Annotated in this window: 25 protein-coding genes; 15 read left to right on the forward strand and 10 right to left on the reverse strand. The window is 64.7% G+C overall.

The genetic code is table 11. The features are described 5' to 3' along the window. The first annotated feature begins 45 nt into the window (after window positions 1-45). The 5 genes from HAP40_RS10925 (at window position 46) to HAP40_RS10945 (ending at window position 5,153) form a co-directional block, all read left to right on the forward strand. On the forward strand, window positions 46-783 hold the full coding sequence (locus HAP40_RS10925) for an SDR family oxidoreductase (RefSeq protein ID WP_166817796.1): 738 nt from the start codon (window positions 46-48) through the stop codon (window positions 781-783). Between the two features lie 64 nt (window positions 784-847). After that, window positions 848-1,849: an NAD(P)H-dependent flavin oxidoreductase gene (locus HAP40_RS10930; RefSeq protein ID WP_166817795.1), complete on the forward strand. Its 1,002-nt coding sequence runs from the start codon at window positions 848-850 to the stop codon at window positions 1,847-1,849. 109 nt (window positions 1,850-1,958) lie between these two features. Continuing rightward, on the forward strand, window positions 1,959-2,378 hold the full coding sequence (locus HAP40_RS10935; protein ID WP_166817794.1) for a hypothetical protein: 420 nt from the start codon (window positions 1,959-1,961) through the stop codon (window positions 2,376-2,378). 114 nt (window positions 2,379-2,492) lie between these two features. Further along, window positions 2,493-4,067, forward strand: a complete 1,575-nt coding sequence (locus HAP40_RS10940) for an alkaline phosphatase D family protein (protein ID WP_166817793.1) — start codon at window positions 2,493-2,495, stop codon at window positions 4,065-4,067. 267 nt (window positions 4,068-4,334) lie between these two features. Continuing rightward, complete coding sequence (locus HAP40_RS10945) at window positions 4,335-5,153, forward strand: aldo/keto reductase (RefSeq protein ID WP_166817792.1); 819 nt, start codon at window positions 4,335-4,337, stop codon at window positions 5,151-5,153. Between the two features lie 71 nt (window positions 5,154-5,224). Here HAP40_RS10945 and HAP40_RS10950 read toward each other — a convergent pair whose 3' ends face one another. Next, complete coding sequence (locus HAP40_RS10950) at window positions 5,225-5,458, reverse strand: hypothetical protein (protein WP_166817791.1); 234 nt, start codon at window positions 5,456-5,458, stop codon at window positions 5,225-5,227. Window positions 5,459-5,611: 153 nt separating this feature from the next. Further along, a complete protein-coding gene (locus HAP40_RS10955; protein ID WP_166817790.1) occupies window positions 5,612-6,064 on the reverse strand; it encodes a hypothetical protein in 453 nt (150 codons plus the stop codon). Window positions 6,065-6,223: 159 nt separating this feature from the next. On the opposite strand from HAP40_RS10955, the gene HAP40_RS10960 reads away from it, so the two are divergent. After that, on the forward strand, window positions 6,224-6,496 hold the full coding sequence (locus HAP40_RS10960; RefSeq protein ID WP_018648688.1) for a helix-turn-helix domain-containing protein: 273 nt from the start codon (window positions 6,224-6,226) through the stop codon (window positions 6,494-6,496). A 3-nt stretch (window positions 6,497-6,499) separates the two neighbouring features. Here HAP40_RS10960 and HAP40_RS10965 read toward each other — a convergent pair whose 3' ends face one another. Further along, window positions 6,500-7,732 carry a PLP-dependent aminotransferase family protein gene (locus HAP40_RS10965; protein WP_166817789.1) on the reverse strand — a complete coding sequence of 411 codons (1,233 nt, stop codon included), beginning with the start codon at window positions 7,730-7,732 and terminating at the stop codon, window positions 6,500-6,502. Between the two features lie 447 nt (window positions 7,733-8,179). On the opposite strand from HAP40_RS10965, the gene HAP40_RS10970 reads away from it, so the two are divergent. The 4 genes from HAP40_RS10970 (at window position 8,180) to HAP40_RS10985 (ending at window position 13,618) form a co-directional block, all read left to right on the forward strand. Continuing rightward, the gene (locus HAP40_RS10970) at window positions 8,180-9,910 is read left to right on the forward strand and encodes a cation:proton antiporter (RefSeq protein WP_166817788.1); all 1,731 of its coding nucleotides are present in this window, start codon (window positions 8,180-8,182) and stop codon (window positions 9,908-9,910) included. Window positions 9,911-10,084: 174 nt separating this feature from the next. Further along, on the forward strand, window positions 10,085-11,161 hold the full coding sequence (gene ribB, locus HAP40_RS10975; protein WP_166817787.1) for a 3,4-dihydroxy-2-butanone-4-phosphate synthase: 1,077 nt from the start codon (window positions 10,085-10,087) through the stop codon (window positions 11,159-11,161). A gap of 187 nt (window positions 11,162-11,348) precedes the next feature. Next, window positions 11,349-12,563: an acyl-CoA dehydrogenase gene (locus HAP40_RS10980; protein ID WP_166817786.1), complete on the forward strand. Its 1,215-nt coding sequence runs from the start codon at window positions 11,349-11,351 to the stop codon at window positions 12,561-12,563. Between the two features lie 137 nt (window positions 12,564-12,700). Continuing rightward, a complete protein-coding gene (locus tag HAP40_RS10985; protein WP_166817785.1) occupies window positions 12,701-13,618 on the forward strand; it encodes an MBL fold metallo-hydrolase in 918 nt (305 codons plus the stop codon). A 116-nt stretch (window positions 13,619-13,734) separates the two neighbouring features. Here HAP40_RS10985 and HAP40_RS10990 read toward each other — a convergent pair whose 3' ends face one another. After that, entirely contained in the window at window positions 13,735-14,589 is an 855-nt protein-coding gene (locus HAP40_RS10990; protein ID WP_166817784.1) for a DUF1499 domain-containing protein, read from the reverse strand. Window positions 14,590-14,798: 209 nt separating this feature from the next. After that, window positions 14,799-16,427: a fatty-acid--CoA ligase gene (locus tag HAP40_RS10995; protein ID WP_166817783.1), complete on the reverse strand. Its 1,629-nt coding sequence runs from the start codon at window positions 16,425-16,427 to the stop codon at window positions 14,799-14,801. Between the two features lie 65 nt (window positions 16,428-16,492). Between HAP40_RS10995 and HAP40_RS11000 the strand changes: the two genes are divergently transcribed. Further along, window positions 16,493-17,581: an extensin family protein gene (locus HAP40_RS11000; protein ID WP_166817782.1), complete on the forward strand. Its 1,089-nt coding sequence runs from the start codon at window positions 16,493-16,495 to the stop codon at window positions 17,579-17,581. Between the two features lie 37 nt (window positions 17,582-17,618). On the opposite strand, the gene HAP40_RS11005 is transcribed toward HAP40_RS11000, so the two are convergent. Further along, a complete protein-coding gene (locus HAP40_RS11005) occupies window positions 17,619-18,308 on the reverse strand; it encodes a L,D-transpeptidase (protein ID WP_166817781.1) in 690 nt (229 codons plus the stop codon). A gap of 325 nt (window positions 18,309-18,633) precedes the next feature. Between HAP40_RS11005 and HAP40_RS11010 the strand changes: the two genes are divergently transcribed. Further along, window positions 18,634-19,611, forward strand: coding sequence for a magnesium transporter CorA family protein (locus HAP40_RS11010; protein ID WP_166817780.1), 978 nt, complete (start codon window positions 18,634-18,636; stop codon window positions 19,609-19,611). 205 nt (window positions 19,612-19,816) lie between these two features. Beyond that, window positions 19,817-20,035 (forward strand): hypothetical protein, encoded by a 219-nt coding sequence (locus HAP40_RS11015; RefSeq protein WP_166817779.1) that lies wholly within the window; start codon window positions 19,817-19,819, stop codon window positions 20,033-20,035. Window positions 20,036-20,116: 81 nt separating this feature from the next. Here HAP40_RS11015 and HAP40_RS11020 read toward each other — a convergent pair whose 3' ends face one another. The 3 genes from HAP40_RS11020 to pdxH are packed head-to-tail and all read right to left on the reverse strand — an operon-like array spanning window position 20,117 to window position 22,329. Beyond that, window positions 20,117-20,887 carry a class I SAM-dependent methyltransferase gene (locus tag HAP40_RS11020; protein ID WP_166817778.1) on the reverse strand — a complete coding sequence of 257 codons (771 nt, stop codon included), beginning with the start codon at window positions 20,885-20,887 and terminating at the stop codon, window positions 20,117-20,119. A 21-nt stretch (window positions 20,888-20,908) separates the two neighbouring features. Next, entirely contained in the window at window positions 20,909-21,661 is a 753-nt protein-coding gene (locus HAP40_RS11025; protein ID WP_166817777.1) for an SDR family NAD(P)-dependent oxidoreductase, read from the reverse strand. A gap of 26 nt (window positions 21,662-21,687) precedes the next feature. Continuing rightward, a complete protein-coding gene (gene pdxH, locus HAP40_RS11030; RefSeq protein ID WP_166817776.1) occupies window positions 21,688-22,329 on the reverse strand; it encodes a pyridoxamine 5'-phosphate oxidase in 642 nt (213 codons plus the stop codon). Between the two features lie 119 nt (window positions 22,330-22,448). Here pdxH and HAP40_RS11035 point away from each other — a divergent pair, with 119 nt between their 5' ends. Both HAP40_RS11035 and HAP40_RS11040 read left to right on the forward strand, forming a co-directional pair. Continuing rightward, window positions 22,449-22,850 (forward strand): RT0821/Lpp0805 family surface protein, encoded by a 402-nt coding sequence (locus tag HAP40_RS11035; RefSeq protein WP_334271022.1) that lies wholly within the window; start codon window positions 22,449-22,451, stop codon window positions 22,848-22,850. A 165-nt stretch (window positions 22,851-23,015) separates the two neighbouring features. Beyond that, window positions 23,016-23,981 carry a DnaJ C-terminal domain-containing protein gene (locus HAP40_RS11040; RefSeq protein ID WP_166817774.1) on the forward strand — a complete coding sequence of 322 codons (966 nt, stop codon included), beginning with the start codon at window positions 23,016-23,018 and terminating at the stop codon, window positions 23,979-23,981. Between the two features lie 320 nt (window positions 23,982-24,301). On the opposite strand, the gene HAP40_RS11045 is transcribed toward HAP40_RS11040, so the two are convergent. After that, window positions 24,302-25,075: an anti-sigma factor family protein gene (locus HAP40_RS11045; protein ID WP_166817773.1), complete on the reverse strand. Its 774-nt coding sequence runs from the start codon at window positions 25,073-25,075 to the stop codon at window positions 24,302-24,304. Window positions 25,076-25,113: the final 38 nt, after the last annotated feature.

Consider the following 25,113-nt stretch of genomic DNA (forward strand, 5'->3'; position numbering starts at 1 on the left):
AACACACGCCGCGCGCCCATGCGTGGCTCACCAGAGGAGGCGACCTTGCCCAAGCGAAACGCCACTGCGGCCGTCATCGGGGCCGGAGACTTCATCGGCTCGGAGATCGCCAAGAAGTTCGCCGCCGAAGGTTTCACGGTCTTCGCCGGCCGCCGCAACGGCGACAAGCTCGCGCCGCTGGTGAAGGACATCGAAGCTGCCGGTGGTGAAATCCACGCGCGTTCGCTCGATGCGCGAAAGGAAGACGAGGTCATCGCCTTCCTCGACGACGCCGACAAGCATGCGCCGCTGGACGTCTGCATCTTCAACGTCGGCGCCAACGTCAATTTCCCGATCCTCGACACGACGGAGCGCGTCTTCCGGAAGGTGTGGGAGATGGCCTGCTATTCCGGCTTCCTGGCGGGGCGCGAAGCGGCGCGGCTGATGCTGCCGCGCGGCGGCGGCAACATCTTCTTCACCGGCGCCACAGCCTCCTTGCGCGGCGGCAGCGGCTTTGCCGCCTTCGCCAGCGCCAAGTTCGGCCTGCGCGCGGTGGCGCAGGCGATGGCGCGCGAGCTCGGGCCGAAGAACATCCACGTCGCTCATCTCATCATCGATTCCGGCGTCGACACCGAATGGGTGCGCCAGCGCCGGCTCGAGGCGCTCGGGCCGAATGCGCTGGACGATCCCGATCTCCTGATGCCGCCATCCTCGGTGGCTGACGCCTATTGGCAGCTCTACCAGCAGCCCAAGAGCGCCTGGACCTTCGAGATGGAGATCCGCCCGTTCGGAGAGAAATGGTGACCGCGGCACGCGACTGCGGCTAGACTGAATCCGACATCAAGCAAAAGCCCCCGGAGGAAACGACGTGAAGACCGCGATCACCGAACTGTTCGGCATCGAGCACCCGATCATCCAAGGCGGCATGCATTTCGTCGGCTTTGCCGAACTGGCCGCTGCCGTCTCCAATGCCGGCGGGCTCGGCATCATCACCGGCCTCACGCAGAAGACGCCCGAGCTGCTGGCCAAGGAGATCGCGCGCTGCCGCGACATGACCGACAAGCCGTTCGGTGTGAACCTCACCTTCCTGCCGACCTTCTCGGCGCCGCCTTATCCCGAATACATCGCGGCAATCGTCGAGGGCGGTATCAAGGCCGTCGAGACCGCGGGCCGCAGCCCGGAAGCCTATATGCCGGCGCTGAAGGCGGCCGGCATCAAGGTGATCCACAAATGCACCTCGGTCCGTCACTCGCTGAAGGCGGAACGCATCGGCTGTGACGCCGTCAGCGTCGACGGCTTCGAGTGCGGCGGTCATCCCGGCGAGGACGATATCCCGAACATGATCCTGCTGCCGCGCGCGGCGGAAGAGTTGAAGATCCCGTTCGTCGCCTCCGGCGGCATGGCCGACGGACGCAGCCTCGTCGCGGCGCTGTCGCTGGGCGCGGCGGGCATGAACATGGGCACGCGCTTCATCGCCACCAAGGAAGCGCCGGTCCATCAGAACGTGAAGAACGCGCTGGTCGCCGCGACCGAGCTCGACACTCGTCTGATCATGCGGAGCCTGCGCAACACCGAGCGCGTGCTGAGGAACGCCAATGTCGATCGCCTCATCGAGATCGAGCGCGAGAAGGGCGACAGGCTCAAGATCGACGACATCCACGACCAGGTCGCGGGCGTCTATCCCAGGATCATGCTGGAGGGCCAGATGGATGCCGGTGCCTGGAGCTGCGGCATGGTCGCCGGCCTCATCCACGACGTCCCCTCCTGCAAGGAACTCGTCGACCGCATCATGGCCGAGGCCGAGCAGATCATCCGCAGCCGCCTGATGGGGTTCCTGGATGGGACGGGAACGACGCGAAAGGTCGCCTGACACCACCAAACTTCTTAACCACGGCGGCAACTGACCGCTGGAATCGCGCGTGGCGCCTCCTAGATAAGGGTAAATTACCCCTTTCATAATCGATTTCAGGAGGCGTCCCGTGGTCCTGAAAAGTGTTCCCTTTGCAGTTGCCATCGCCCTCGTTCTCGCGGGGGCCGGCATCGTGCGCGCTGACGACTACAAGCCCGACGAATATCTGAGCCTCGATCTTTCCAAGGCCGTGCTGTCGCCGAAGCGGCTCGGTCCGGAGACGCAATTCGCGCCGGTGGCTTTGGAGGCGCGCGGCGGCAACGAGGCGCAGGCGCATGCCAGGCCACTCGACGTGCCGAAGAAAGTTGCAGCTGAACGCGTGCACATTCCGGAGCCGAAGGTTGCCCATACGAAGAGCAGCCAGCCGCGCGGCGCAGCGCGCACCAGGCTGTCGCATCGCCATGGCAATCCGCTCGACGCGCAGGCGATGGACACGCGTATCCAGACCTGGCCCTGCCGCTCCGGCGGCATCTGCAACTGGAAGCGCTAGCTCCCGGGCGTCATCCCCGCGTCGCAAAACCGTCGGCACGGAGTCAAAAAACCATCAGGGTAGGAGTCAAGGAGCGCAGGCACCTTCCGTCGCGATTCGACGAAGGTCTCCTGAATGGCAACGCTCCGCGCCTCGCGCGCATGGACCCGGCGGCAGTTCCTGGTCCGCTCGACCTCCAGTCTCGCCGTAGCCTCGCTCGGCACGCTTGCAAAGCCTCATCTCAGTCGCGCGGCCGATCGCCCGCAGATCGCTGGCGGCTTCCAGTCCGGCGATGTCTCCGACGGCTCAGCCGTGATCTGGGCCCGGGCCGACCGGCCCGCGCGGATGCAGGTGGAGTGCTCGACCGTGGAGAGCTTCAAGACGATCATTGCGTCGGCTTCGCGCGATGCGCTGCCCGATGCCGATTTCACCGCAAAGCTGCTGCTGAACGACCTGCCACCCGGGCAGGACATCTTCTATCGCGTGCGCTTCGACGACATTGCGACCGGCATCTCCGGTGAGAGCCGCACCGGTCATTTCCGCACCGCGCCGGCAGCGGGCCGGTCGATCTCGTTCCTGTGGTCCGGCGACACTGCGGGGCAGGGCTGGGGCATCGACGTCTCGCGGGGCGGATATCGCTGCTATCGCACCATGCTCGACAACCGTCCGGATTTCTTCATCCACTCCGGCGACCACATCTACGCTGACTGCACGGTTCCTGCCGAGCAGAAGCTGCCGAACGGCGAGACATGGCGCAACCTCGTCACCGAGGAGAAATCCGAGGTCGCGCATACGCTGGCGCAGTTCCGCGGCAATTACAAATACAACCATCTCGACGAACATTTTCGCGCCTTCCACGCCGAAGTGGCGATGTTCGCGCAATGGGACGACCACGAGGTCACCAACGACTGGTCGCCGACCGGGAGCTACGATGCCGCCGGCTATGAGGACGACGGCACGCCGCGCCTGGTCGCGCGCGCCCGCCGGGCCTTCTTCGATTTCATGCCGATCCGCGACCTCGGCGCGCGGCAGGGCCGGGTCTATCGCAAGATCGCTTACGGCCCGCTGCTCGACGTCTTCATGCTCGACATGCGCAGCTATCGCGACGATAGCTGGAACAAGGGCAGCGACCATCGCGGCTGGGTCCTCGGCACAGAGCAGCTTGCCTGGCTCAAGCGCGAGCTCGCCGCCTCGCGCGCGACCTGGAAGGTGATCGCGGCCGATCTGTCGATCGGCTTGATCAGCCTCGACGCCGTTGCGCTCGGCGACGGGCCGCCCGACCGACGCGAGCATGAGATCGCCGACCTGCTCGGCTCCATCAAGCGCGCCGGCATTCGCAACATCGTCTGGCTCACCGCCGACATGCACTACACCGCCGCGCATTACTACGATCCGAGCAAGGCGCAATTCCAGGAGTTCGAGCCGTTCTGGGAGTTCGTCTCCGGCCCGATCCATGCCGGCACCTGGGGGCCGGGCGAACTCGATGACACCTTTGGCCCGGTCGCGATGTATCAGCACGGCTGTAGCGCCGAGCAGGGCGAGAACCTGGCTCCGTGCTTCGGCCTGCAGTTCTTCGGTCGTGTCGACATCGATGGCGCGACCGGCGTGATGACCGTGACCCTGAAGGACGTCGAGAACCGCGACCTCTGGTCGGTCGCCATCGAGTCGCAGCCGCAGACCCGACCGGCCGTGGTGGCGCAGCACTCGTGAAAGCACGTTCTCCCCGCCGTCATGGCCGGGGTTGTCCCGGCCATCCACGCCTTGCCGCCGGCACGAAGAGCGTGGATGCCCGGGACAAGCCCGGGCATGACGGTAGAGAGGCCTTGTGAGCTCCAGGAGCTAGCCCGATCTTGATTGCCCCGCCGCGCCTCCCCGCTATAGTCACCGTTCCCGCCATTTCGTTTCCATCACCGAAGAGTCTGTCGCCGCGGCCCGTCCGCGCCTCTGGCGGGATGGAATGACGTCAGGAGCCTGTTCATGGACCATCTGAAGACACAGGGCATCAGCATGCCCAAGCTCGGCCTCGGCACCTTCCGCATGCAAGGCGATGCCTGTCGTGCCGCAGTCGAGAGCGCGCTTGCGCTCGGCTATCGCCATGTCGACACGGCCGAGATGTACGCCAATGAGGAGCCGATCGGCTCAGCCATCGCCGCCTCGCGCGTGCCCCGCGGCGAGTTGCACGTCACCACGAAGGTCTGGCACGAGAACCTCAGCCCGGATGCGATCCGGCGCGCGTTCGATGCCAGCCTGAACAAGCTCCGGCTCGATCATGTCGACCTCTATCTCGTGCACTGGCCGTCGACATCCGCGAACTGGGGCGCGGTGTTCGAGACACTGATGAAGCTGAGGGAGGAAGGGCGCACACGAGCCATCGGCGTTGCCAATTTCACCACGGCGCTGCTCAAGATCGCGGTCGAGGACATCAAGGCGCCGATCGCCTGCAACCAGGTCGAATATCACGCCATGCTCGATCAATCGAAGCTGCTGGCCTATCTCAAGGCCAAGTCGATCCCGCTGGTCGCCTATTGTCCGCTGGCGCAGGGACGTTTCGCGAGCGATCCGGTGCTGGCTGACATCGGCGCCAGGCACGACGCGACCGCAGCGCAGGTCGCGCTGAAATGGCTGCTCGACCAGGACGGCGTCGCCGCGATCCCGAAGGCATCGCGCCGCGAAAGCCAGCAGGCCAATCTCGATGCGCTGAAGATCACGCTCGACGATGCCGACCGCAGGAAGATCGCCGCGCTGGCCAAGGACACGCGCTGCGTCAATCCGGGCTTTGCGCCGGCGTGGGACTAGGCGAGGAAGACGTTGTCGAATGCGCATAAGAAATGGCCCCGTGAGGGGCCATTTCCATCTTGCGTTGCGCATTAGTCCCAATGGTGGTGGCGATGGCTGCGCTTGATCACGACGACCTTGTTGCCGCGATGATATCCGCGATGCCAGCCGTGGTCATGATGCGTGCGATATTCGGCACGGGCGCCGTACGGGCCGTGGTGATGATGATGACCGCGCTTGATCACCACCGTCTCCGCACTTGCCAGCGTCGGCGCCGCGATCACGAGCGCACCCAGAGCCGCAACCATATAACCAAGCTTCTTCATGATGTCCTCCTCCAATCGAATGCAAAACTAAACCGCGCATTCGGGCGAACGTTCCGGAGGAACGGGAAGAGAATTCTGAACGGATGTTCAGCTGGGCATGATTTGGAAAAGTGTGCAGCGGTTCTGCGATGAGATCATGCCAAAAAATGAGGATCAATCGCAGCGTTGTTGTGCGGGTGTGGGCGCGCCGGTCGCGACGTATCTGCCGTCCCTGATCGTGTACTCGCCGCGCTCGCTGCGATTGTAGAGCGCGCGCAGGCTGCCGTCCTTCTGCAAGAGGAGTCCAAATTCGCGCGTCTGATGCATCGAGGGGAAGAACACCATCACGTTGAGCAGGCCCTCGGCATTGACCGTGGCGGAGACGACCTCGCTCTCGTCCTTGGCGTCGCCGAAATTGCGCCGGTACATCACCCTGCCGTCCTTCCTGATCTCGTATGTCAGGAGCGCGCCCTTGTCGCGGTCGGGACGAACCGTGCAGTCGACCGCCCATGAGCCGAGCAGGCCCCATTGCTCGACCGTCGCAGCAAGCGTTTCGGCGCGCGCCGTGGACGCGAGTACGATCCATAGCAACGCAGCCGCGGTCCGGCGGCTCAAACAACCCGTCATGTGTCGGCAAGTCCCCGCCTCGAAGAATTCCAGAATGTAGCATCCCGCGCGCAGCCGTCCATGCCGGCTGTCGATCGCGCGCGAATTTGATCCGCGTCAATGAGGCCGGCCGCATCCGGGGTAAGATGCGCTTCCCGAAGGCGATGCGTGGATAGATCAATGCTCAATCAAGTCATGGATTTTGCGGGCGAGGTGCTTCCCGGGAGCTGCGCGGTGCCGCCATATTCCGAGACCGCGTTTCTGGCCGAGCTGGGCGATCGCCTGCGGTCGTCGCGCACGCGCTGTGACCTTTCGCGCCGCGAGCTGGCCCGCCGCTCCGGCATTTCCGAGCGCTACATCGCCCAGATCGAGGCCGGCAAGGGCAACGTCTCGATCGTCCTGTTGCTGCGGCTGGCCTCCGCGATCCACAGCAGCCAGCCCCAGGCGGCCTGAGTATCAGGCCCGCTTCTCTACATTGGCGCTGCGGGCCGGCACGCCGAACTCGCGGCGGCAGACCTCGGCCAGCACGGCGACGCCCTCCCGGATCTGCTGATGCGTGGGGCTTGCAAAGCACAGCCGTAGCCGCGAACCGGAATGGCTCTTGTTGGTCGACCATTCCGGCCCCGGATTGATCGAGACGCCGGCGGCGAGCGCGGCCTGATAGAGCTTCAGCGTGTCGACCTGGTCGGGCAGCTTCACCCAGAGGAAGATGCCGCCCTTGGGCTCCTCGAACTCGGCCGCCGTTCCGAACTGCTCGTTGAGCGCTTCCATCAGCGTATCGAGCTTGGTGCGCAGCGCCTTCGTCAGCGCCGGCACGTGGGTCGAAAAATGTGGCTTGCAATACGTCGCAAGCACCATCTGCTCCAGCGCCCCCGAACCGGCATCCGTCTTCAGCGCCAGCATCCGCGACATCACATCCCAGGGCGCGACGATGAAGCCGACGCGCAGCGCCGGCGCGATCGATTTCGAGAACGAGCCGATATGGATCACGCCGCCGTTCGGGCTCATCGCGTGGATCGCGGGCGGCCGCTGTCCCGACCAGACGAGGTCGGCATAGCAATCGTCCTCGAAGATGGGCACGCCGTATTCGGATGACAGGCGCAGCAGCTCGGCACGCCGGCTCTCCGGCATGATGCTGCCGGTGGGGTTCTGCACCGTCGGGATGGTGTAGATGTATTTCGGCCGGATGCCGCGGCTTTTCAGGTCGGCGAGCGTCGAGGCGAGGACGTCCATGCGCATGCCGTCCTTGTCGAGCGGAATGCCCACCACGTTGACGCCGAGCCGTGCCAGGCGCGTCAGCGAGCCCTGATAGCTCTCCTGCTCGAAGATCACGGTGTCGCCGCGGGCCAGCAGCGTGGCGTTGACGAGATCGAGCGCCTGGAGCGAGCCCGAGACGATCAGGAGATCGTCCACCGTGCAGGTGATCCCGGCATCGCGCTTCAGCTTCGTCACCAGGAATTCGCGCAAGGGCAGGTAACCCTGCGGGCCGTGCGCCAGCCCGTAGGTGGCGAGTGAGCGGCCCTCGCGTTGGAGCGCGAGGTTGGTGGCCTCGATCAGGCCCTCGAGGGGGATCTGTTCGGAATCGTTGTTGCCGCCGACGAAGCTGTATTTGGCAAGGCCCGTCCAGCGTGCAGAAGGGGCCGGCAGCCCTGCCGGAAACAGGGGCGCGAAATCGAAGCTGGACGTCATGGGGAGTTCCTCGTTTTGTTCTTGTTGAGCAGCCGGCGTTGCAGCGGCTGGCCGGGTCAGTTCTCGCCAGCCGTCCGGGTCGGACGTGGCTGATGAAAGCGTAATGCGCATTGCCGACGCCGCCAAGCATCAAGGCTTGAACAAAGGGGCTCGGCAATCCCGCCTTCCGGACCTCCCGATAGCTCTCGACCTGCTTGCTTGCGGTGTCGAAATAGGCGATGCGTTGGGCCGCCAGCGGCTGGGTCTCGGAGGCGTTGTGCACGCTCGGTGAGCGAATCGGCAAACTTTTGTTCGATACTGATCTTGGATTGCGCGGCGGCGGGCACGGCAAAGGCGAGGGGGACTGCAGCATGGCTGCGCGGAAGCCCTTTATCCCCATGTGACGAATTGCTCGCTTGTCGCACCGCAACCCGTCTCTAGGGTGCGGCAAAAACGGACCAATTTGGCATGCACGAGTTCATTCGCGACATCACTCTCTGTATTCTGTTCGCCTGGATGCTGGGTCTGCTCGCCCATTTTTCCCGGCAACCCCTGATCCTGGCCTACCTTGTCGCCGGCTTCTGCATAGGTCCCTTTGGCGCCGGGTGGGTCCACTCGCAAGAATCGATCAGCGTCATCTCCGAGCTCGGCCTGATCTTTATGCTGTTCATGATCGGGCTTGAGATCGACCTCAAGAAGATCGTACGGGCGGGCAAGGTGATTCTGTTCGCGGCGGGCGGCCAGCTGCTCGGAGGCTGCCTGCTCGGGGTCCTGTTCTTCGTCGGAATCGGCCTGTCGCTGGGCGGCGGGCGTTTCGATGCGATCTATCTCTGTGTCGCCTGCGCGTTGTCGAGCACGGTCATCATCGTCAAGGTGCTCTATGAGAAGCGCGAGCTGGACACGTTGCCGGGCCGCATCACGCTCGGCGTGCTGGTGCTCCAGGACATCTTCGCGATCCTGTTCCTGGCGGTGCAGCCGAGCCTCGCCAATCTGCAGGTCAGCGTCATCGTGCTCTCGATCGGCCGCGTCGCGGTGCTGGTCGCCGCCGCGCTGCTGGTTAGCCGCTACGTGCTGCCGCGCCTGTTCCATCAGATTGCCCGCCGCCCCGAGTTGATCTTGCTCGGCGCGCTGGCCTGGTGCTTTCTGGTCGCCGAGACCGCGGAGCGGCTGTCGCTGTCGCGCGAGATGGGCGCGCTGATCGCCGGCGTCTCGCTCTCGACCTTTCCTTACGCGCTCGACGTCACCGCCAAGGTCACCACGCTCCGCGACTTCTTCATCACGCTGTTCTTCGTCACCCTCGGGATGACCATTCCCGTGCCCGGCCTCTCCGTGATCGGGCTCGCATTGATGATCGCGGCGTTCACGGTGGTGAGCCGCCTCGTGACCACCTTCACGCCGCTCTACCTGATGAAGCAGGGGCTGCGCGCGAGCCTGTTGCCGGCGCTCAACCTCGCGCAGATCTCCGAGTTCTCGCTTGTGGTGATCCAGACCGGCATCGCCGACCATCACATCGCGCCGGAGACGGCGAACGCGGCCTCCTTCGCCTTCGTGGTGCTGGCCGTGCTTTCGACCTTCGTGATGACCCGCAGCGACGAGATCACCCGCTGGGCGATCGGTCCCTTGAAGCGGATCGGCCTGCGCGACCTCGATCACGGCAACGGTCATGGCGAAGATGGCCATGAGGGCGCCCATGGCGAGGCCCGCCGCATCGTCATTCTCGGCTTTTTCCGTGCGGCGAGCGCGCTTCTCGCCGAGATCGAGCGGCAGGCCCCGGTGCTGCTGGAGCAGATCACGGTGGTCGATTTCAACCCCAATGTGTACCAGACCCTGCTCTCGCGCGGCCTGCACGTGATCTATGGCGATATCAGCAATGTCGACACGCTGCTCCATGCCGGCGTCGGCAAGTCCGAGATGATCATTCTCAGCGTGCCGGATTCGCTGCTGAAGGGCGCCACCAACGAGAAGCTGGTCCGCCACGTCCGCGCGCTCAATCCCACTGCCCTGATCGTGGCGACTGCCGATCTCCTGGCCGATGTCGGCGAGCTCTACGAGGCCGGCGCCAGCTATGTCACCGTGACCCGGCTCAGCGACGCCCACGAGCTGTTTACGGTGATCGAGGCGGCCCAGGCCGGCCTTCTGGCCGACAAGCGTTCCGAGCTCGATCAGCGCCTCGGCGAGCGGCGCGAAGTGCTGCCCTGACCGGCCCGGCCGCTTCCTCTCCGGCGCGCGGCACCTATATCCTTGGTATCTTCGGTGCAAGGGTGAACCACCCCGGCAGGCTTGCCGTCCGGCATAAGTGGTTGCGCTGGGAACACTAGCGCCCCGGCTCAAGTCCGGCTAAGCCTCCCGGCCATAACCGATAGAGATTGGGAAATGCCCGATAGCGTTCAGGAAGTCTTGCAGGCCTTTGCCCGGGGCGAGCTCGTGGTCGTCACCGACGACGAGGATCGCGAGGGCGAGGGCGATCTGATCGTCGCCGCCTCGCTCTGCACCGCCGAGAAGATGGCGTTCATCATCCGCCACACCTCCGGCATCGTCTGCGCGCCCGTGACGACCGAGGACGCGCGCCGGCTGCGGCTCGATCCGATGGTCGCCCACAACGATTCCGCGCACACCACCGCGTTCACGGTCTCGATCGACTACAAGCCTGACGGCGGCACCGGCATCTCGGCCGAGGAGCGCGCCTCGTGCTGCCGGGCGCTGTCCAATCCCAATGTCGGCGCCAACGATTTCGCGCGGCCCGGCCACATCTTCCCGCTGATCGCCAAGGACGGCGGCGTGCTCTTGCGCTCCGGCCATACCGAGGCCGCGGTCGATCTCTGCAAGCTTTCCGGCCTGCCGCCGGTCGGCGTCATCAGCGAGCTCATGAACGACGACGGCAGCGTGATGAAGGGGGAACAGGTTTCCCGCTTTGCCGCCCAGCACAAGCTCAAGCACGTCACCATCGCGGATATGATCGCCTACCGTCAGGCGCGCGAAAAGCTGATCGAGCGGGTTTCGACCTTCGTCACCGAGAGCCCGATCGGTCCCTTGCAGGGCTACGCCTATCGCTCCCCGTTCGATTCCATCGCCCATGTCGCCTTCGTCTACAACGGCGTCGGCGACGGCAAGAACGTGCTGACGCGCTTCCACAAGCCCAACATCGTCAAGGACACCTTTACCGGCCACAAGCGCATGGCAGTGGTGCTCGAGCACTTCAAGAAATCCGGTCGTGGCGTCCTGGTTTACTTGCGCGACGGCGCAGCCGGTGTTCCCGTGTCACCGCTGCCCGACGAGAGCGCGACCGAGGCGGACCGCAACCGGCAATGGCGCGAGGTCGGCGTCGGCGCGCAGATCCTGCGTGACCTTGGCGTCACCTCGATCCGGCATCTCACCTCCTCGGTGCACGACTACAAGGGCTTGTCGGGCTTCGGCATCGAGATCGTCGCCAACGAGCAGCTCGAAGGCTAGCGCTGTCATTCCGGACCGGCGCTGAAAGCGCCGGACCCGGACTCTCGATGTTGCAGACGAGGAGATTCCGGGGTTCGACGCTTCGCGTTGTCCCGGAATGACTGAACAGGATGCAATTGCACTTGTTGCCGCGGCGCTTTAATTTGTCGGGCAAATTTTGACGGAACCAGACGCGAAAGGACGTTTCATGAGCGTGCGCCCTCAGACCAAGGACAAGCCGGCTGCGGCTTCTTTCCAGTGGGACGATCCGTTCCTGCTCGACGAGCAGCTCACCGAAGACGAGCGCATGGTGCGCGACACCGCCCGCGCCTATGCCCAGGACAAGCTGCTGCCGCGTGTCTCCAAGGCCTATCTCGAAGAGAAGACCGATCGCGAGATATTCAACGAGATGGGCGAGCTCGGCCTGATCGGCATCACGCTGCCCGAGGAATATGGCTGCGCCAATGCGAGCTACGTCGCCTATGGCCTCGTCGCGCGCGAGATCGAGCGGGTCGATTCCGGCTACCGCTCGATGAATTCGGTGCAGTCCTCGCTGGTGATGTATCCGATCTACGCCTATGGCGACGAGAACCAGCGCAAGAAGTACCTGCCGAAGCTCGCCAGCGGCGAATGGGTCGGCTGCTTCGGCCTGACCGAGCCGGACGCCGGCTCCGATCCGGCGGGCATGAAAACCCGCGCCGAGAAGGTGGCTGACGGTTATCGCCTGACCGGCAGCAAGATGTGGATCTCGAACGCGCCGATCGCCGACGTGTTCGTGGTCTGGGCCAAGTCGGCGGCGCACGACAACCAGATCCGCGGCTTCGTGCTGGAGAAGGGCATGAAGGGCCTCTCCGCGCCGAAGATCGGCGGCAAGCTCTCGCTTCGCGCCTCCATCACGGGTGAGGTCGTGATGGACGGCGTCGTGGTTCCGGAAGACGCCTTGCTGCCCAACGTCTCCGGTCTCAAGGGTCCGTTCGGCTGCCTCAACCGCGCCCGCTACGGCATCTCCTGGGGTGCGCTCGGCGCCGCCGAGGACTGCATGCATCGCGCCCGCCAGTACACGCTCGACCGCAAGCAGTTCGGCAAGCCGCTCGCGGCGACCCAGCTCGTGCAGAAGAAGCTCGCAGACATGGAGACCGAGATTGCGCTGGGCCTGCAGGGCTCGCTTCGGGTCGGCCGCCTGATGGACGAGGGCAAGTTCGCGCCCGAGATGATCTCGATCATGAAGCGCAACAATTGCGGCAAGGCGCTCGACATCGCCCGCACCGCCCGCGACATGCACGGCGGCAACGGCATCTCGATCGAGTACCACGTGATGCGCCACGTCCATAACCTCGAGACGGTCAACACCTACGAGGGGACCCACGACGTTCACGCCCTGATCCTGGGCCGCGCGATCACGGGCATTCAGGCGTTTTTCTAACCACGTCTTCTGTCATTCCGGGGCGCGCGAAGCGCGAACTCAGGTGCGCAATTGCGCACCTGAGAATCTCGGGCCGTATCGCGAGTCTGGCCCTCGCGGGCCATCCCGGAATGACGTCAAAGAACAAAGAAGAAGCCATGTCCGACAACGACGACGTTCCGTTCAACCGCAACTTTCCGCTGAAGCCTGGAATCGTCGAGGAAGTCCGCCCCGGCGTGCGGCGCGTGCTCTGTAACAATCCGAGCCCGTTCACCTTCACCGGCACGGTCAGCTACATCGTCGGCACCGGCAACGTCGCGATCATCGACCCCGGCCCGGACGATGCGGCGCATGCGGCAGCACTGCTCGATGCCGTGCGCGGCGAGACGGTGAGCCACATCTTCGTCACCCACACCCACCGCGACCATTCGCCGAATACCGCGCGGATCAAGCAGGCGACCGGCGCGCCCGTCTATGCCGAAGGCCCGCACCGCGCCTCGCGTCCGCGTTTCGAAAGCGAGAAACATAACCCGGAATCCGGTGCCGACCGCGACTTCGCCCCCGATATCAGGATCGCGCATGGCGACGTCGTCGAAGGCGATGGCTGGCGGCTCGAGGCGGTGGCAACGCCCGGCCACACCGCCAACCATCTCGCCTTCGCCTGGTTCGAGCGGAAGTTCAACTTCGTCGGCGATCACGTGATGGGCTGGTCGACCTCGATCGTAGCGCCGCCCGACGGCTCGATGACCGACTATATGGACTCGCTCGATCGCCTTGCCGCGCGTGAGGAGGATCTCTACTTCTCCGGCCACGGCCCCGAGATCCCCGACGGCCCGCGCTTCGTGCGCTTCCTGATCCGTCATCGCAAGGCGCGTGAAGCTTCGATCCTGCATCGCCTCGCCAAGGGCGAGACCGACATCCCGACCATGGTGCGCGCGATCTATATCGGCATCGATCCCCGGCTCACGACGGCGGCCGGCTATTCCGTTCTGGCGCATCTGGAAGATCTGGTCGCGCGCGGCGTGGTGGCAACGGACGGCGATCCCGTCATCGGCGGGTCGTATCGGATGGCTTAGCTCGTCATTCCGGGGCGCGTCAGCGCGAACCCGGAATCCATCGGGCCGCAGCATTGGTGTGGATGAATGGATTCCGAGCTCGGTCCTGCGGACCGCCCCGGATTGACGCTAGCGCGTCACTTCTTCACCGTCTTCGCCGGCGCCTTGGGCGGTGCGACCGGCGTCTTCTTCACCGGCTTCAGCGCATCGGCATCGGCAGCCGTGTTGAGATCCTCGATGAATTTCTTGACGCGGGCGGCATTGCTGCCGAGGTCGCTGTCGAAATAGCGCGAGGAGGAGCGGATATCGACGCGGGAATCCTCGCCATCGGCCACGACCCGTATCGAGACGTCCTCGCGGAAACCCATGATCGGCGTGCGCGCCACCGCCTCGATGCGGCCGATCCGTCGCGGCGGCTGCGGCGCGCGCTCGTCGATGACGAGCCATTTGCGCTTGTTGACGAGCTGGCGCGCGATCGCATAGGCGCGGTCGACCGGGATCTCCAGCTCGATCGGCTCGATGTCGGGATAGAACTGGCGCTGTTGTTCAGCCGAATAGAGGCCGGCATAGACCGCGGTGTTGGTGCCGTCGCCGGTGCGTACGGGCGCCAGCGCGTCGAAGCGCGGCGGGTCGATCGGGTTGGTGGTGATGTCGTGGATCGCCGGCAGCTTGCGATATTGCAGGGCGAGATAGGCGGGATAAGCGAGGATCAACGCATTGATCAGGAAAGCGAGCAGGATACGCCCCATGCCACGCGAGCCGTTCTGCCAGATCGCGGCAAAGCCGGCGAGCCCGACCAGAATCGAGAGGCCGGCGATCACGAGCCCGCCGAAGAAGGTCATCAGCGCCGGCTTCATCTCCAGGAAGTCGAAGCGGACGATGATGATCGAGACCACGACCGCCACCACCGCGAACACGGCCAGATTGCGCGCCCAGGTCGCGAGGCTGGACACGGGCTCCGACTGGTAGGGAGCGGAAAACCTGCGGGCCATCGGGTTAAGCTCTGCCGGGGTCTGGGAGGTGGCGCCGGCCGATCTGGCGCGACGATGTGCCGTTGAGACCACGGCCGGAGGCCAAATTCAAGGGTTCCGCCACCCATCTCGCCGTCATGGCCGGGCTTGACCCGGCCATCCACGCCTATCTTTTCCGCGGTCGATATGTGGATGCCCGGGTCACGCCCGGGCACGACGCCCGTCAGGAACTACGCCGCCGCGTTCGGGAAGCGGTAATCCTTGAACTGGTCGCGCAGCGCGGTCTTCAGGATCTTGCCCGTCGCGGTATGCGGGATGCCTTCGACGAAGGCGACGTCGTCCGGCATCCACCATTTGGCGATCTTGCCGTCCATGAACTTCAGGATGTCCTCGCGCGTGGCCTGCTGGCCCTGCTTGAGCTGCACGATCAGCAGCGGCCGCTCGTCCCATTTGGGGTGGAACACGCCGATCACGGCGGCTTCCGCGACGGCGGGATGGCCGACCGCGAGGTTTTCGAGGTCAATCGAGGAAATCCATTCGCCGCCGGACTTGATCACGTCCTTGGAGCGGTCGGTGATCCGCATGTAGCCGTCCTCGTCGATGGTCGAGACGTCGCCGGTGTCGAAGAAGCCGTCCTCGTCGAGGATGTTGGCATCGACCCGGTAGTAGGCCTTGGCGACGGCCGGGCCGGAGACCTTGAGACGGCCGAAGGTCTTGCCGTCCCACGGCAGCTCCTTGCCGGCATCGTCCGTGATCTTCATCTCGACCGCGAAGGGCGCATAGCCCTGCATCTGGAGCACGTCGAGCCTGGCATCGCCGGTTGCGTTCTGGAACGGCGGCTTCAGCGCCGCGACGCTGCCGATCGGGCTCATCTCGGTCATGCCCCAGGCGTGGCGCACGTTCGAGCCCATGTCGAGGAACGCCTTGATCATCGAGCGCGGCATCGCCGAGCCGCCGCAGATCACCATCTTCAGTTCGGGCAGCTTCAGATTGTTCGCAGCCATGTGCTGGAGCAGCATCAGCCACACCGTCGGCACGCCCGCGGTGTGCGTCACCTTCTCGGTCGAGAGCAGCTCGTACACCGAGGCGCCGTCGAGCTTGGCGCCGGGCATCACCAGCTTGGTGCCCTGCGAGGGCGCGGAGAAGGCGATGCCCCAGCTGTTGGCATGGAACAGCGGAACCACCGGCAGCATTGTCTCGGACGCGCTGGTACCGAGCGCGTCGACATTGTTGGCCATCAGCGCGTGCAGCACGTTGGAGCGATGCGAATACAGCACACCCTTCGGATCGCCGGTGGTGCCGGACGTGTAGCACATGGCGGCTGCCGTGTTCTCGTCAAAGTCCTTCCATTTGAATTTGCCGTCGGCCTGCGCGATCCAGTCCTCGTAGGCCACCACATTCTTCAGCGTGGTCTGCGGCATGTGCGCCTTGTCGGTGAGCACGACGTAGCGTTCCACGCTCGGCAGCTTGTCGGCGATCTTCTCCAGGATCGGAATGAAGGTGAGGTCGGTCACCACGATGCGGTCCTGCGCATGGTTGACGATCCAGGCGATCTGCTCGGGGAAAAGGCGAGGATTGACGGTATGGCAGATGGCGCCGATCCCCATGATGCCGTACCACACCTCGAGATGGCGCCAGGTGTTCCAGGCGATCGTTGCGACGCGGTCGCCGAGCTTGATGTTGTCGCGCTCCAGCATCTGCGAGACCTTGAGCGCGCGCCCGTGGATTTCGGCGTAGTTGGTACGATGGATCGGTCCCTCGACCGACCGCGTGACCACCTCCTGCTTGCCATGAATCCTGGCAGCGTGTTCGATGATCCGGTGGCAGAGCAGGGGCCAATCTTGCATCAAACCGAGCATTCTCACGTTCCTCCGAGAAGTCGCTGGGCGCGTTATCGCTCTCAGCGTTGGGCCAAAGAATTGTCATGAGTTTTAGCCTGCCGGACTCTCGCCGCAAATGGTCTTGTCGCGGCTATATGTCCGCCAGAGCGGCAATGGTTACCGCCGCGCTCGGGCTGTCACTTGTGCTCGTCGAGAGGGCCGAGGCGCGGAGATATCCAGCGCCGCTCGATATCTTCAATTTTGGTACACCACGGCCGCGCGCAGCTCATTCTGCCCGGACGCCGGTCAGGATACCGCTACCAAAACCGCGTCCCGAAGAGGCCCCCAAGGTGACCGACAAGTCCCTTCCGGAGACCGAAGGAAAACCTGCCGCCGACAAGCCGAACGCCACCAAGCCGGCCGAGGCTGCGCCGCCGCCCGAGAAGCAGGCCTCGGCCTGCCGCCTCGCGCTGACCGAGGAGATCGCGATCGCGCCTTCAATTCCGGATATTCGTGGCCCCGGCGCCTGCGGCGGCGAGGATCTGGTGCGGCTCGAGGCCATTGTGCTGCCGGACAAGCGCAAGGTGACGGTCAAGCCGGCGGCCATCCTCCGCTGCACCATGGCGTCCGCCATTGCCGACTGGGTGCGCAAGGACATGGTGCCGGTGGCGGCAAGCCTCGGCTCGACCATCGGCGATCTCGACAATTTCGATAGCTTCGAGTGCCGTGGCCGTAACCGCGTCGTCGGCGCAATGCTGTCCGAGCACGGCAAGGCCAATGCGATCGACATCCGCGCCATCAAGCTCACCAACGGGCAGTCGATCGGCCTCACCGACCGCACCATGCCGCGCGAGGTGCGCGAACGCGTGCTGCATTCGGTCTGCGCGCGCTTCTCCACCGTGCTTGGTCCGGGCTCGGACTGGTATCACGAGGACCACATCCATCTCGACCTGGCGCAGCGGCGCAACGATTACAGGATCTGCCAGTGGAACGTCTGGGACCCCCTGCCGCATGTCGCCCCGCTGCTGCCGGCGATTCGTCCCGAGGAGGCGCCGCCGCGCGAGATCGCGGCCAAGCCTGACGCGAAGGACGAAGCTGACGACGGGCCCGCGGAAAAATCGGCTGCGCCCGCGGGGAAACCGGATGGCAACAAGGCCCAGTTTCCCAAGCGCGCAACGAAAAAGCGCCGGTGAAACCGGCGCTTTCGCATGTCAGAGATCGGGAAGCAGATCAGTAGCTGCCGCCCGCCTGGCCGGTCTGGCTGGCGCCGAGCGCAAGGCGCGAATTGTAGGGCGAGTCGCCGTGCTTCGGCTCGAGCACCACGACGAGGGTGCCGAGTTTGACGCGATCATAGAGATCGATGGCGTCTTCGTTGGTCAGGCGGATGCAGCCCGACGAGATCGAGGCGCCGATATATTCCGGCTGGTTGGTGCCGTGGATGCGGAACAGCGTGTCCTTGCCACCCGAATAAAGATAGATCGCGCGGGACCCCATCGGATTGTCCGGGCCGGGTGCGACATAGGTCGGCACGCCCAGACGCGAAATTTCGCCGGGGGTGGGGTGCCAGGCAGGCCACTCGGTCTTGCTGCCCACCTTGGCGATGCCGGACCAGGCCATCGCCTCTTCGCCGACGGTGATGCCGTAGCGGATCGCCTTGCCGCCATCCAGCACGTAGTAGAGGTAGTGGTTGTCGGAATCGACCACGATCGAGCCAGGCGATTCCTTGCGGTGGTACTGGACGATGGCGCGGCGGAACGGCTCTGCGACCGGGGTATTTTCGTACCTGACCTTGGCGAGGAGTTCTTTGTCCTTCGGCTTGAAGGCCTTGGTGTCGGTCGCCTCGTAATGCGTGGCCTGCATGCAGCCCGAGAGCATCAGGCCGGCGGCCAGAATTCTCAACTTAACTTTCAGCGACGACATGATTTGGTTCCAATCAAAACAATACCGTGCGGAAGGCATGGGCTTACCGCCCAAGTTCCTCGACTCCGTTAATCCCATTATCGTTGAAATCTGCCACAATTCCAGCACTGAAGGCCTTATCCCGCGCTGCGAGACCCAAGCTGTGGCTTTTCTGCCGCAAATTTTGCGAGTCTACGGGGGTTTTGGGGCCACGGGGGGCGGCACTGTCGATTCCGTGCCACAGTTGAGCCGTAAATCCCAACGCTCTGTTAATCCAGTTGTCATCGTGAACCTGTCAGAATCGCGCTAAAGGCTGTCGTTCTGTCGCAGGTTCTCTGGAGTCGTCATGTTTTCGGTGTTCGTTCCCTCCGAGTCCTCCCTCAAGAAGGCGGTCATCGAGGATCTCGCCACGCTGCCCGAGAGCGCGGTCTGGATCGACCTCGTCAACCCGAGCGCGGCCGAGGACAAGGCGGTAGAGCGGCTGGCAGGCATCGCGATCCCGACCCGGGAGGACATGCAGGAGATCGAGATCTCCAGCCGCCTCTATATCGAGAACGGCGCCCGCTACATGACCGCGACGCTGATGTGTCATTCCGATACCGACATGCCCCGGACCACGGCCGTGACCTTCATCCTCGGTGACCACCGCCTGGTGACGGTCCGCTACGATCTGCCGAAGCCGTTCGCCCTGGTCGAGGCCAAGCTCGCCCGCTCCTGCACGCCGGCGATCACCGGCGAAATGGTGCTGATGGAACTCCTGGACGCCGTGATCGACCGCTGCGCCGACATTCTGGAGCGCTGCGGCGCCGAGATCGACCAGGTCTCGCACGACATCTTCGAGCCCGAGAGCGAGCGCCACGGCCACGCCAAGCAATATTCCCAGATCCTGATCTCGATCGGCCGCAAGGGCGATCTGACCTCGAAGGTTCGCGAGAGCCTGGTCTCGATCGGCCGCGTCGTCACCTTCCTCTCGGCGGTGGTCGAGGGCGTGAAATGGTCCAAGGACATGCGCGAGCAGCTCAAGACCATGCAGCGCGACGTCGCCTCGCTGACCGACCACGCCTCCTATCTTTCCAGCAAGATCACCTTCGTGCTCGACGCCATGCTCGGCGTCGTCAATCTCGAGCAGAACAACATCATCAAGCTGTTCTCGGTCATGGCCGTGGTCCTGATGCCGCCGACCTTGATCGCCTCGATCTACGGCATGAACTTCAAGGTGATGCCGGAACTCGAATGGGTCCACGGCTATCCGATGGCGCTGGTGATGATGCTGATCGCCGCGATCGTCCCGTACTGGATCTTCAAGTTCAAGAAGTGGCTGTGAGACGGCCTGAGCTCGGAAAATAGCTACCGAGACCTTACGTCGAACGCGGCGGCAGGACTGATGGTGTCGCAGAATAGATCGGGATTGCGGCCGCGCCGTGATGTGTGCGCTGTGCCCCAATTCCTCCGGTAAAATTTGAGCGGTGGGCTGAACGTTTGCGCGAAACTTGTCTGCGATAAGCAGTGCGTAGCCGCGAGGAACAACCATGGTTGAAAAACACATAACGTCGCGCCGCAACGTCATCGACCTGGCGAACTATCGTCAGGTCCTGGCGAACGGCAAGGCGACGTCGATGTCGGCACGTCTGTGCCGGCACTGTGGTGCTCCGCTGCTCGATGGCGAGAACGACGACGACTGCTCGACTGCATTCAGTGCGGCCGCTCCCCGGCCGCGCGATAGGTCGCGTCGGATTCGAGTCGATTGAGGAACGGAAGGAAGGGCGGGCGATCCAGGTCTTGCGGCGGCGTTGTCTGGATCGCCTTGCTTCCGTCCTTCGGCAAATCAGTTAGCGCGTCACGATCTGCGCCGTCGAGACAATGGTCTCGGCGATCGCGCCGTCGCGGTGGAACGAGGCCAGATGGCTCTCGACATCGCGTAGCGCCGCCTCGACATTGTCGCCCAACGCTTCGGGCGAGGATGACGAGTAAGTGAGCACACGTTGTGTCAGGTCTTGCACGCTGACCGCGTGGCGGGTTTCGACCGCGATGAGTTCAGTGGGGGCAAAGGCGCTGCCGCGAAAAAACCTGGGCAAGTCGCGATGGGTGCGCGTGCCCCGGCCTGCCTCCTCCCAGAGCCTCGTCGGCGACCAGCGGCGGCGGATCTCGTTGTAGCCATCAAGCCATGCGTTGCTGCCGTCCGTCGCCGAGAACGAAGCGCAGATGACAATTGCACTGTCGCGCGCGACCAGCCGGTCGAGCCGTGCCAGCGTCGGTTCGCGGTCCATCCAATGCAGCGCGCGACCGATCGTCACGACGTCGAAGCTGCCGATGTCGTCGGCAAGCGTTTCGGCTTTGCCTTCGATTAGCGTGAGCGCTTGGCCTGCGCTCGCAGCCGCGCGTCGCGCCGCCTCGATCATGGCGGGCTCCGGATCGACACCGACGACGCGGCCGACATAGGGCCCGAAGCCGAGTGCCAAGAGCCCAGGGCCGGTGCCAAGGTCGATCAGGCTGCTCTCTCTGGAGAGGCCGAGCTTGCGCGCGACGCGGTGGAAGAAATCGCTCGGGTAGGGCGGGCGCAGATGCTCGTAGAGTGATGCGGTGCTTGCGAACCGGCCCATGCCTTCGCCTGCGTGTTCGGCCTACACGTGCTGGCCGCCGTTGATGTGGATCTCGGCGCCGTTGACGTAGGAGCTGGTGTCCGTGCACAGCACGTAGATGATCTTGGCGACCTCGTCGGGTGTGCCGAGGCGGTGCATCGGGATCTGCTGGTCGACGATCTTCTCGGTACCGGGTGACAGGATCGAGGTATCGATCTCGCCCGGCGCGATCGCGTTGACGCGGACGCCGACACGGCCGAAATCGGAGGCCATTTCGCGCGTCAGCGAAGCGAGCGCGGCTTTGGAGGTCGCGTAAGCGGCGCCCGCAAAGGGATGCACGCGCGAGCCCGCGATCGACGTGACGTTCACGACCGATCCCTTGGCCGCCTTTAATTCCTCGATCAGTCCGCGCGCGATCATGATCGGCGCGAAGAAGTTGACGTGGAAGACGTGCGTCCAGGTCTCGAGATCGGTGTCGACCGAGCCGAGCCGCCCGCCGCCCGGGCCCTTCGGCGAGATCGCGGCGTTGTTGACCAGCGCATGCAGCGTGCCGCCCTCGAGCCGGTTGCGGATCTCGGTGATCGCGCGCGCGGTATCCTCGGGATTGCCGAGATCGACTTGGATGTGGTCCTCAGGGCCTGCGTCCCACGGACAGTCCTCCGGGAAAGGATGCCGCGAGCAGGTGATGACGCGCCAGCCGGCCGAGGAGAACCGGATCACGGTGGCGTGGCCGATGCCGCGGCTGGCGCCGGTCAGGAGCAGCGTACGACGCGGCAGATTGGACGAATGCGGCATGGACATCTTTCAGGTCGGCCCAAAGCTTACGGATACATCCGCGTCTTGGACCACGGTTGGCCGGCCGCGTCACGGCGAAATTCGATGCGGTCGTGCAGGCGGAATGGGCGGTCGTGCCAGAACTCGATGCGGACCGGCGTGATGCGCCAGCCGCTCCAGCCCGGCGGCCGCGGCACTTCGCCGATGACGTATTTGGCGGCCACCTTTGCAATCGCCTGTTCGAACGCGAAGCGGCTCTCCAGCGCTTCGGACTGCTTGCTCGCCCAGGCGCCGATCTGGGCCTGCTTCGGTCGCGTCGCGAAATAGGCATCGGCCTCGGTGTCGGTCACCGGCGTCACGTTGCCGCGGATGCGGACCTGACGGCGCAGCGACTTCCAGTGAAAAAGTAACGCTGCCTTAGGATTTGCGGCGAGTTCGCGGCCCTTCTGGCTCGCGATGTGGCTGTAGAAGACAAAACCTTCGGTGTCGAAGCCCTTCATCAGCACCATGCGCACATCAGGCAAGCCGTCGGGGTCGACGGTTGCGAGCGCCATCGCATTCGGATCGTTCGGCTCGCTCTTGATCGCCTCGTTCAGCCAGGACTCGAACAACGCAAATGGCTCGTCGGCGGCGGTGAAATCACCGGATGTTAAGGGTGTCTGGTGTTTCATCGAGGTCGTGTCGGTCATGTCCGGAGTCCGAGTTGCGTCCCGCGGCCCAGAACGCGTTGTTGTCCGCTACCGCCCTATATAGGGCATGGGGACGCGTTGGCCTATCGGCGATCCGGCCGTCCGGCTTTGTCGTGACGATGATGCTGATCGGGCTTGGTGCCGGCGGCTGCAGCTTTTCCCGCAATGACACCAGTCCCTATGCCAAGGCCGAGGACAGCGACCTGACCGGCTCGATCTTACGGCCCGCGAAGGACGGTCCGCCGACCGAGACCGATCTCGCCTTCACCCGCAATGCCGCCTCCGACGTCCTCAGCAAGGGCGACAAGGATTCCAGCCAGCACTGGGAGAATCCGGAGACCGGCGCGCGCGGCTCGGTGACGCCGATCGCGCAGTCCTATGCCGCGGAGGACGGCCGCAAATGCCGCGACTTCCTGGCGAGCTATGTCAACGGCAATACCGAAAGCTGGCTCCAGGGCGCCGGCTGCCAAAGCAGCCGTGGCCGTTGGGAGATTCATACGCTAAAGCCGTGGCGGAGCTGAGCATGATCCGGAAAGGCGGGAACCGGTTTTCCGATAAGATCATGCTCGAACCGTAAAGCGTCGGCCAGCCCGACTAGTTGCAAAAATGCCACTCCGCCCCCACATGGATCGCAAATGGGGCGGGAAGCCCTTTGACCACTCGATTTCCTGAAGGAGACGTGACGGATGCGCGACCCCTATGAGGTCTTGGGGGTGCCGCGGAGCGCCAACGCTGCCGCCATCAAGAGCGCCTATCGCAAGCTTGCCAAGAAGCACCATCCCGACAGCAACAAGGGTGACCCGAAGGCCGCCGAGCGCTTTGCCGAGATCAACTCGGCCAACGAGATTCTCGGCGACGAGGACAAGCGCAAGCAGTTCGACCGCGGCGAGATCGATGCCGACGGCAAGCCGCGCTTCCAGGGGTTTCCGGGTGGCGGCGGGCCGCGCGGGCGCGCGGGCCCCGGCGGGTTCGAGAGCTATACGTTCCGGAGCGGCGGCGCGGGTGCTGGCCCGGGCGGCGGCGCGTTCGAGGACATCCTCAACAGCATGTTCGGCGGTGGGGCGCGTGGCGCGCGGCCCGGGGCGGGCAGTGCCGGGCAGTTCGACTTCGACACCGGCGGGATCGGGCTCGATCTCGACGTCAACGTCGCCATGTCCGTCTCGCTGGAGGAGGCGGTCAAGGGTGGCGAGAAGCGCGTCCGGCTGCCCACCGGCAAGGAGCTGAACGTCAAGGTGCCGCCCGGCGTCACCGAAGGCCAGCAGATCAGGCTGAGGGGGCAGGGCGAGAGCGCGCAGGGCCATCCGCCCGGCGATCTCCTGATCACCATCAACATCGCGCCCCACCCGTACTTCAAGGTCGAAGGCGCCGATTTGCGGATCGAGCTGCCGGTCACGCTCTACGAGGCGGTGCTCGGCGGCAAGGTCCGCGTGCCCACTCTCGGCAACGCCGTGGAGCTGTCGGTCCCGAAAAACACGTCCAGCGGCCGGACCTTCCGCCTCAAGGGCAAGGGACTGCCGAAAGCCGGCGGAACCGGAGACCTCTTCGTCGTCATCAGGATTATGCTACCGGACGGGAACGATGCCGAGCTTGAGGCATTGATGGAAAAGTGGCGGGACCAACACCCCTACAATCCGCGTAGTGGGTTGGGTTAGGCGCGAAACTGAAGGGGTTCTCCTAGAGGTCTAGAGCATCGTCCGGCAGATGATGCTCATCATATGCCTGAGGCGTGGTAGCGCTTCTCGGCTGATATGCTCGACGTGTCGGCTGTCCGGCGGGGCAGCTGAAGTAGGGGTGCGGCCTCGAGAGGGGGACCAGCGCGGTACCAAAAACCCCAATCGAGGCCGCCCGCGTCGATCGGCGGATCGAACGCTGCTCATTTTCGCGTGATCATCCGGTGCGATAATGAGACGCGCCGATGTCCTGATTCCAAATTTTCAATGTCGGAATCGAGGCACCGCGTTCATGCGGTTGCTCAGGTGCCATTTTTCTCGGCCTGGTCGTACACCGCTTGCGCTACCTTGGTCAGCCGGTCACGGTCGGCACCGCCGCCGCTGACGACATAGCCGACACCGCGTTCGGCCCAGAACAGCGCGCCGTCCTTGTCGGTCTTGGCATAGCGCATCTGCGTCGCGCCGTTCTCGGTCTTGGTCGCGTAGATCGTGTATCGCTCGCCCGAGGCGCTCTCGTACATCAGGAACGACGCCGGACCGTTCGGTCCGGGCAGAAGCCGGCCGCCGACGAGCTTCAGCCCGCTCGCCTCCAGGTTCGGTGCGAACACGGTCCAGCCGCAGCGCCGGCTCAGCCAGGCCTGGAGGTGGTCGCGCTCGTTGCCGCCGACTTCGACGGGGTGGCGGACCTCGACGACGTAGAGGCGGTGGGCGTCGAGCGCGTCCGCCGTCAAACTCTGGAAAGTCGAGGGCGCGTTGGCGGCGCCATGTGCGACCCAGCCGGCGGTGCCGCCCGCGACGAAGGCGACCAGCACGGCCGCGGCGGCGCCATAAAACCATTGCCGGGGGCGGCGCTCCAGCCGTTCGAGCTCCAGCCGCGCCGGCACCGGCTCCTGGGCGACGGAATCGTAGCGGGCGTGCAGCATCTCGGCCATGGTGCGCCAGGACTGCACACGCTCGCCCTCCTCGGGATTGGCGGCCAGCCAGGCCTCGACGTCGGCGCGACGTTCGGGCGGAAGCTCGCCGTCGACATAGGCGTGCAGCTCGTCTTCGGTGATCGGAATGTTGCGGTCGTTCATATCGGTCGTCTCTGGCTCTGCGGCCCAAAATGTTCTTC

The sequence above is a fragment of the Bradyrhizobium sp. 1(2017) genome, assembly GCF_011602485.2.
Classification (GTDB): Bacteria; Pseudomonadota; Alphaproteobacteria; order Rhizobiales; family Xanthobacteraceae; genus Bradyrhizobium.

Bases quoted from the DNA above. Each gene is read 5' to 3' on its own strand.
- HAP40_RS10950 (WP_166817791.1), bottom strand. From the start codon at position 5,458: ATGAAGAAGCTTGGTTATATGGTTGCGGCTCTGGGTGCGCTCGTGATC.
- HAP40_RS10970 (WP_166817788.1), top strand. From the start codon at position 8,180: ATGCACGAGTTCATTCGCGACATCACTCTCTGTATTCTGTTCGCCTGG.
- HAP40_RS11015 (WP_166817779.1), top strand. From the start codon at position 19,817: ATGGTTGAAAAACACATAACGTCGCGCCGCAACGTCATCGACCTGGCG.
- pdxH (WP_166817776.1), bottom strand. From the start codon at position 22,329: ATGACCGACACGACCTCGATGAAACACCAGACACCCTTAACATCCGGT.
- HAP40_RS11005 (WP_166817781.1), bottom strand. From the start codon at position 18,308: ATGTCGTCGCTGAAAGTTAAGTTGAGAATTCTGGCCGCCGGCCTGATG.
- HAP40_RS10945 (WP_166817792.1), top strand. From the start codon at position 4,335: ATGGACCATCTGAAGACACAGGGCATCAGCATGCCCAAGCTCGGCCTC.
- HAP40_RS11045 (WP_166817773.1), bottom strand. From the start codon at position 25,075: ATGAACGACCGCAACATTCCGATCACCGAAGACGAGCTGCACGCCTAT.
- HAP40_RS10985 (WP_166817785.1), top strand. From the start codon at position 12,701: ATGTCCGACAACGACGACGTTCCGTTCAACCGCAACTTTCCGCTGAAG.
- ribB (WP_166817787.1), top strand. From the start codon at position 10,085: ATGCCCGATAGCGTTCAGGAAGTCTTGCAGGCCTTTGCCCGGGGCGAG.
- HAP40_RS10990 (WP_166817784.1), bottom strand. From the start codon at position 14,589: ATGGCCCGCAGGTTTTCCGCTCCCTACCAGTCGGAGCCCGTGTCCAGC.
- HAP40_RS10980 (WP_166817786.1), top strand. From the start codon at position 11,349: ATGAGCGTGCGCCCTCAGACCAAGGACAAGCCGGCTGCGGCTTCTTTC.
- HAP40_RS10960 (WP_018648688.1), top strand. From the start codon at position 6,224: ATGCTCAATCAAGTCATGGATTTTGCGGGCGAGGTGCTTCCCGGGAGC.
- HAP40_RS11000 (WP_166817782.1), top strand. From the start codon at position 16,493: ATGAGTTTTAGCCTGCCGGACTCTCGCCGCAAATGGTCTTGTCGCGGC.
- HAP40_RS10940 (WP_166817793.1), top strand. From the start codon at position 2,493: ATGGCAACGCTCCGCGCCTCGCGCGCATGGACCCGGCGGCAGTTCCTG.
- HAP40_RS11025 (WP_166817777.1), bottom strand. From the start codon at position 21,661: ATGCCGCATTCGTCCAATCTGCCGCGTCGTACGCTGCTCCTGACCGGC.
- HAP40_RS10955 (WP_166817790.1), bottom strand. From the start codon at position 6,064: ATGACGGGTTGTTTGAGCCGCCGGACCGCGGCTGCGTTGCTATGGATC.
- HAP40_RS10995 (WP_166817783.1), bottom strand. From the start codon at position 16,427: ATGCTCGGTTTGATGCAAGATTGGCCCCTGCTCTGCCACCGGATCATC.
- HAP40_RS11010 (WP_166817780.1), top strand. From the start codon at position 18,634: ATGTTTTCGGTGTTCGTTCCCTCCGAGTCCTCCCTCAAGAAGGCGGTC.
- HAP40_RS11040 (WP_166817774.1), top strand. From the start codon at position 23,016: ATGCGCGACCCCTATGAGGTCTTGGGGGTGCCGCGGAGCGCCAACGCT.
- HAP40_RS10965 (WP_166817789.1), bottom strand. From the start codon at position 7,732: ATGACGTCCAGCTTCGATTTCGCGCCCCTGTTTCCGGCAGGGCTGCCG.
- HAP40_RS11035 (WP_334271022.1), top strand. From the start codon at position 22,449: ATGATGCTGATCGGGCTTGGTGCCGGCGGCTGCAGCTTTTCCCGCAAT.
- HAP40_RS11020 (WP_166817778.1), bottom strand. From the start codon at position 20,887: ATGGGCCGGTTCGCAAGCACCGCATCACTCTACGAGCATCTGCGCCCG.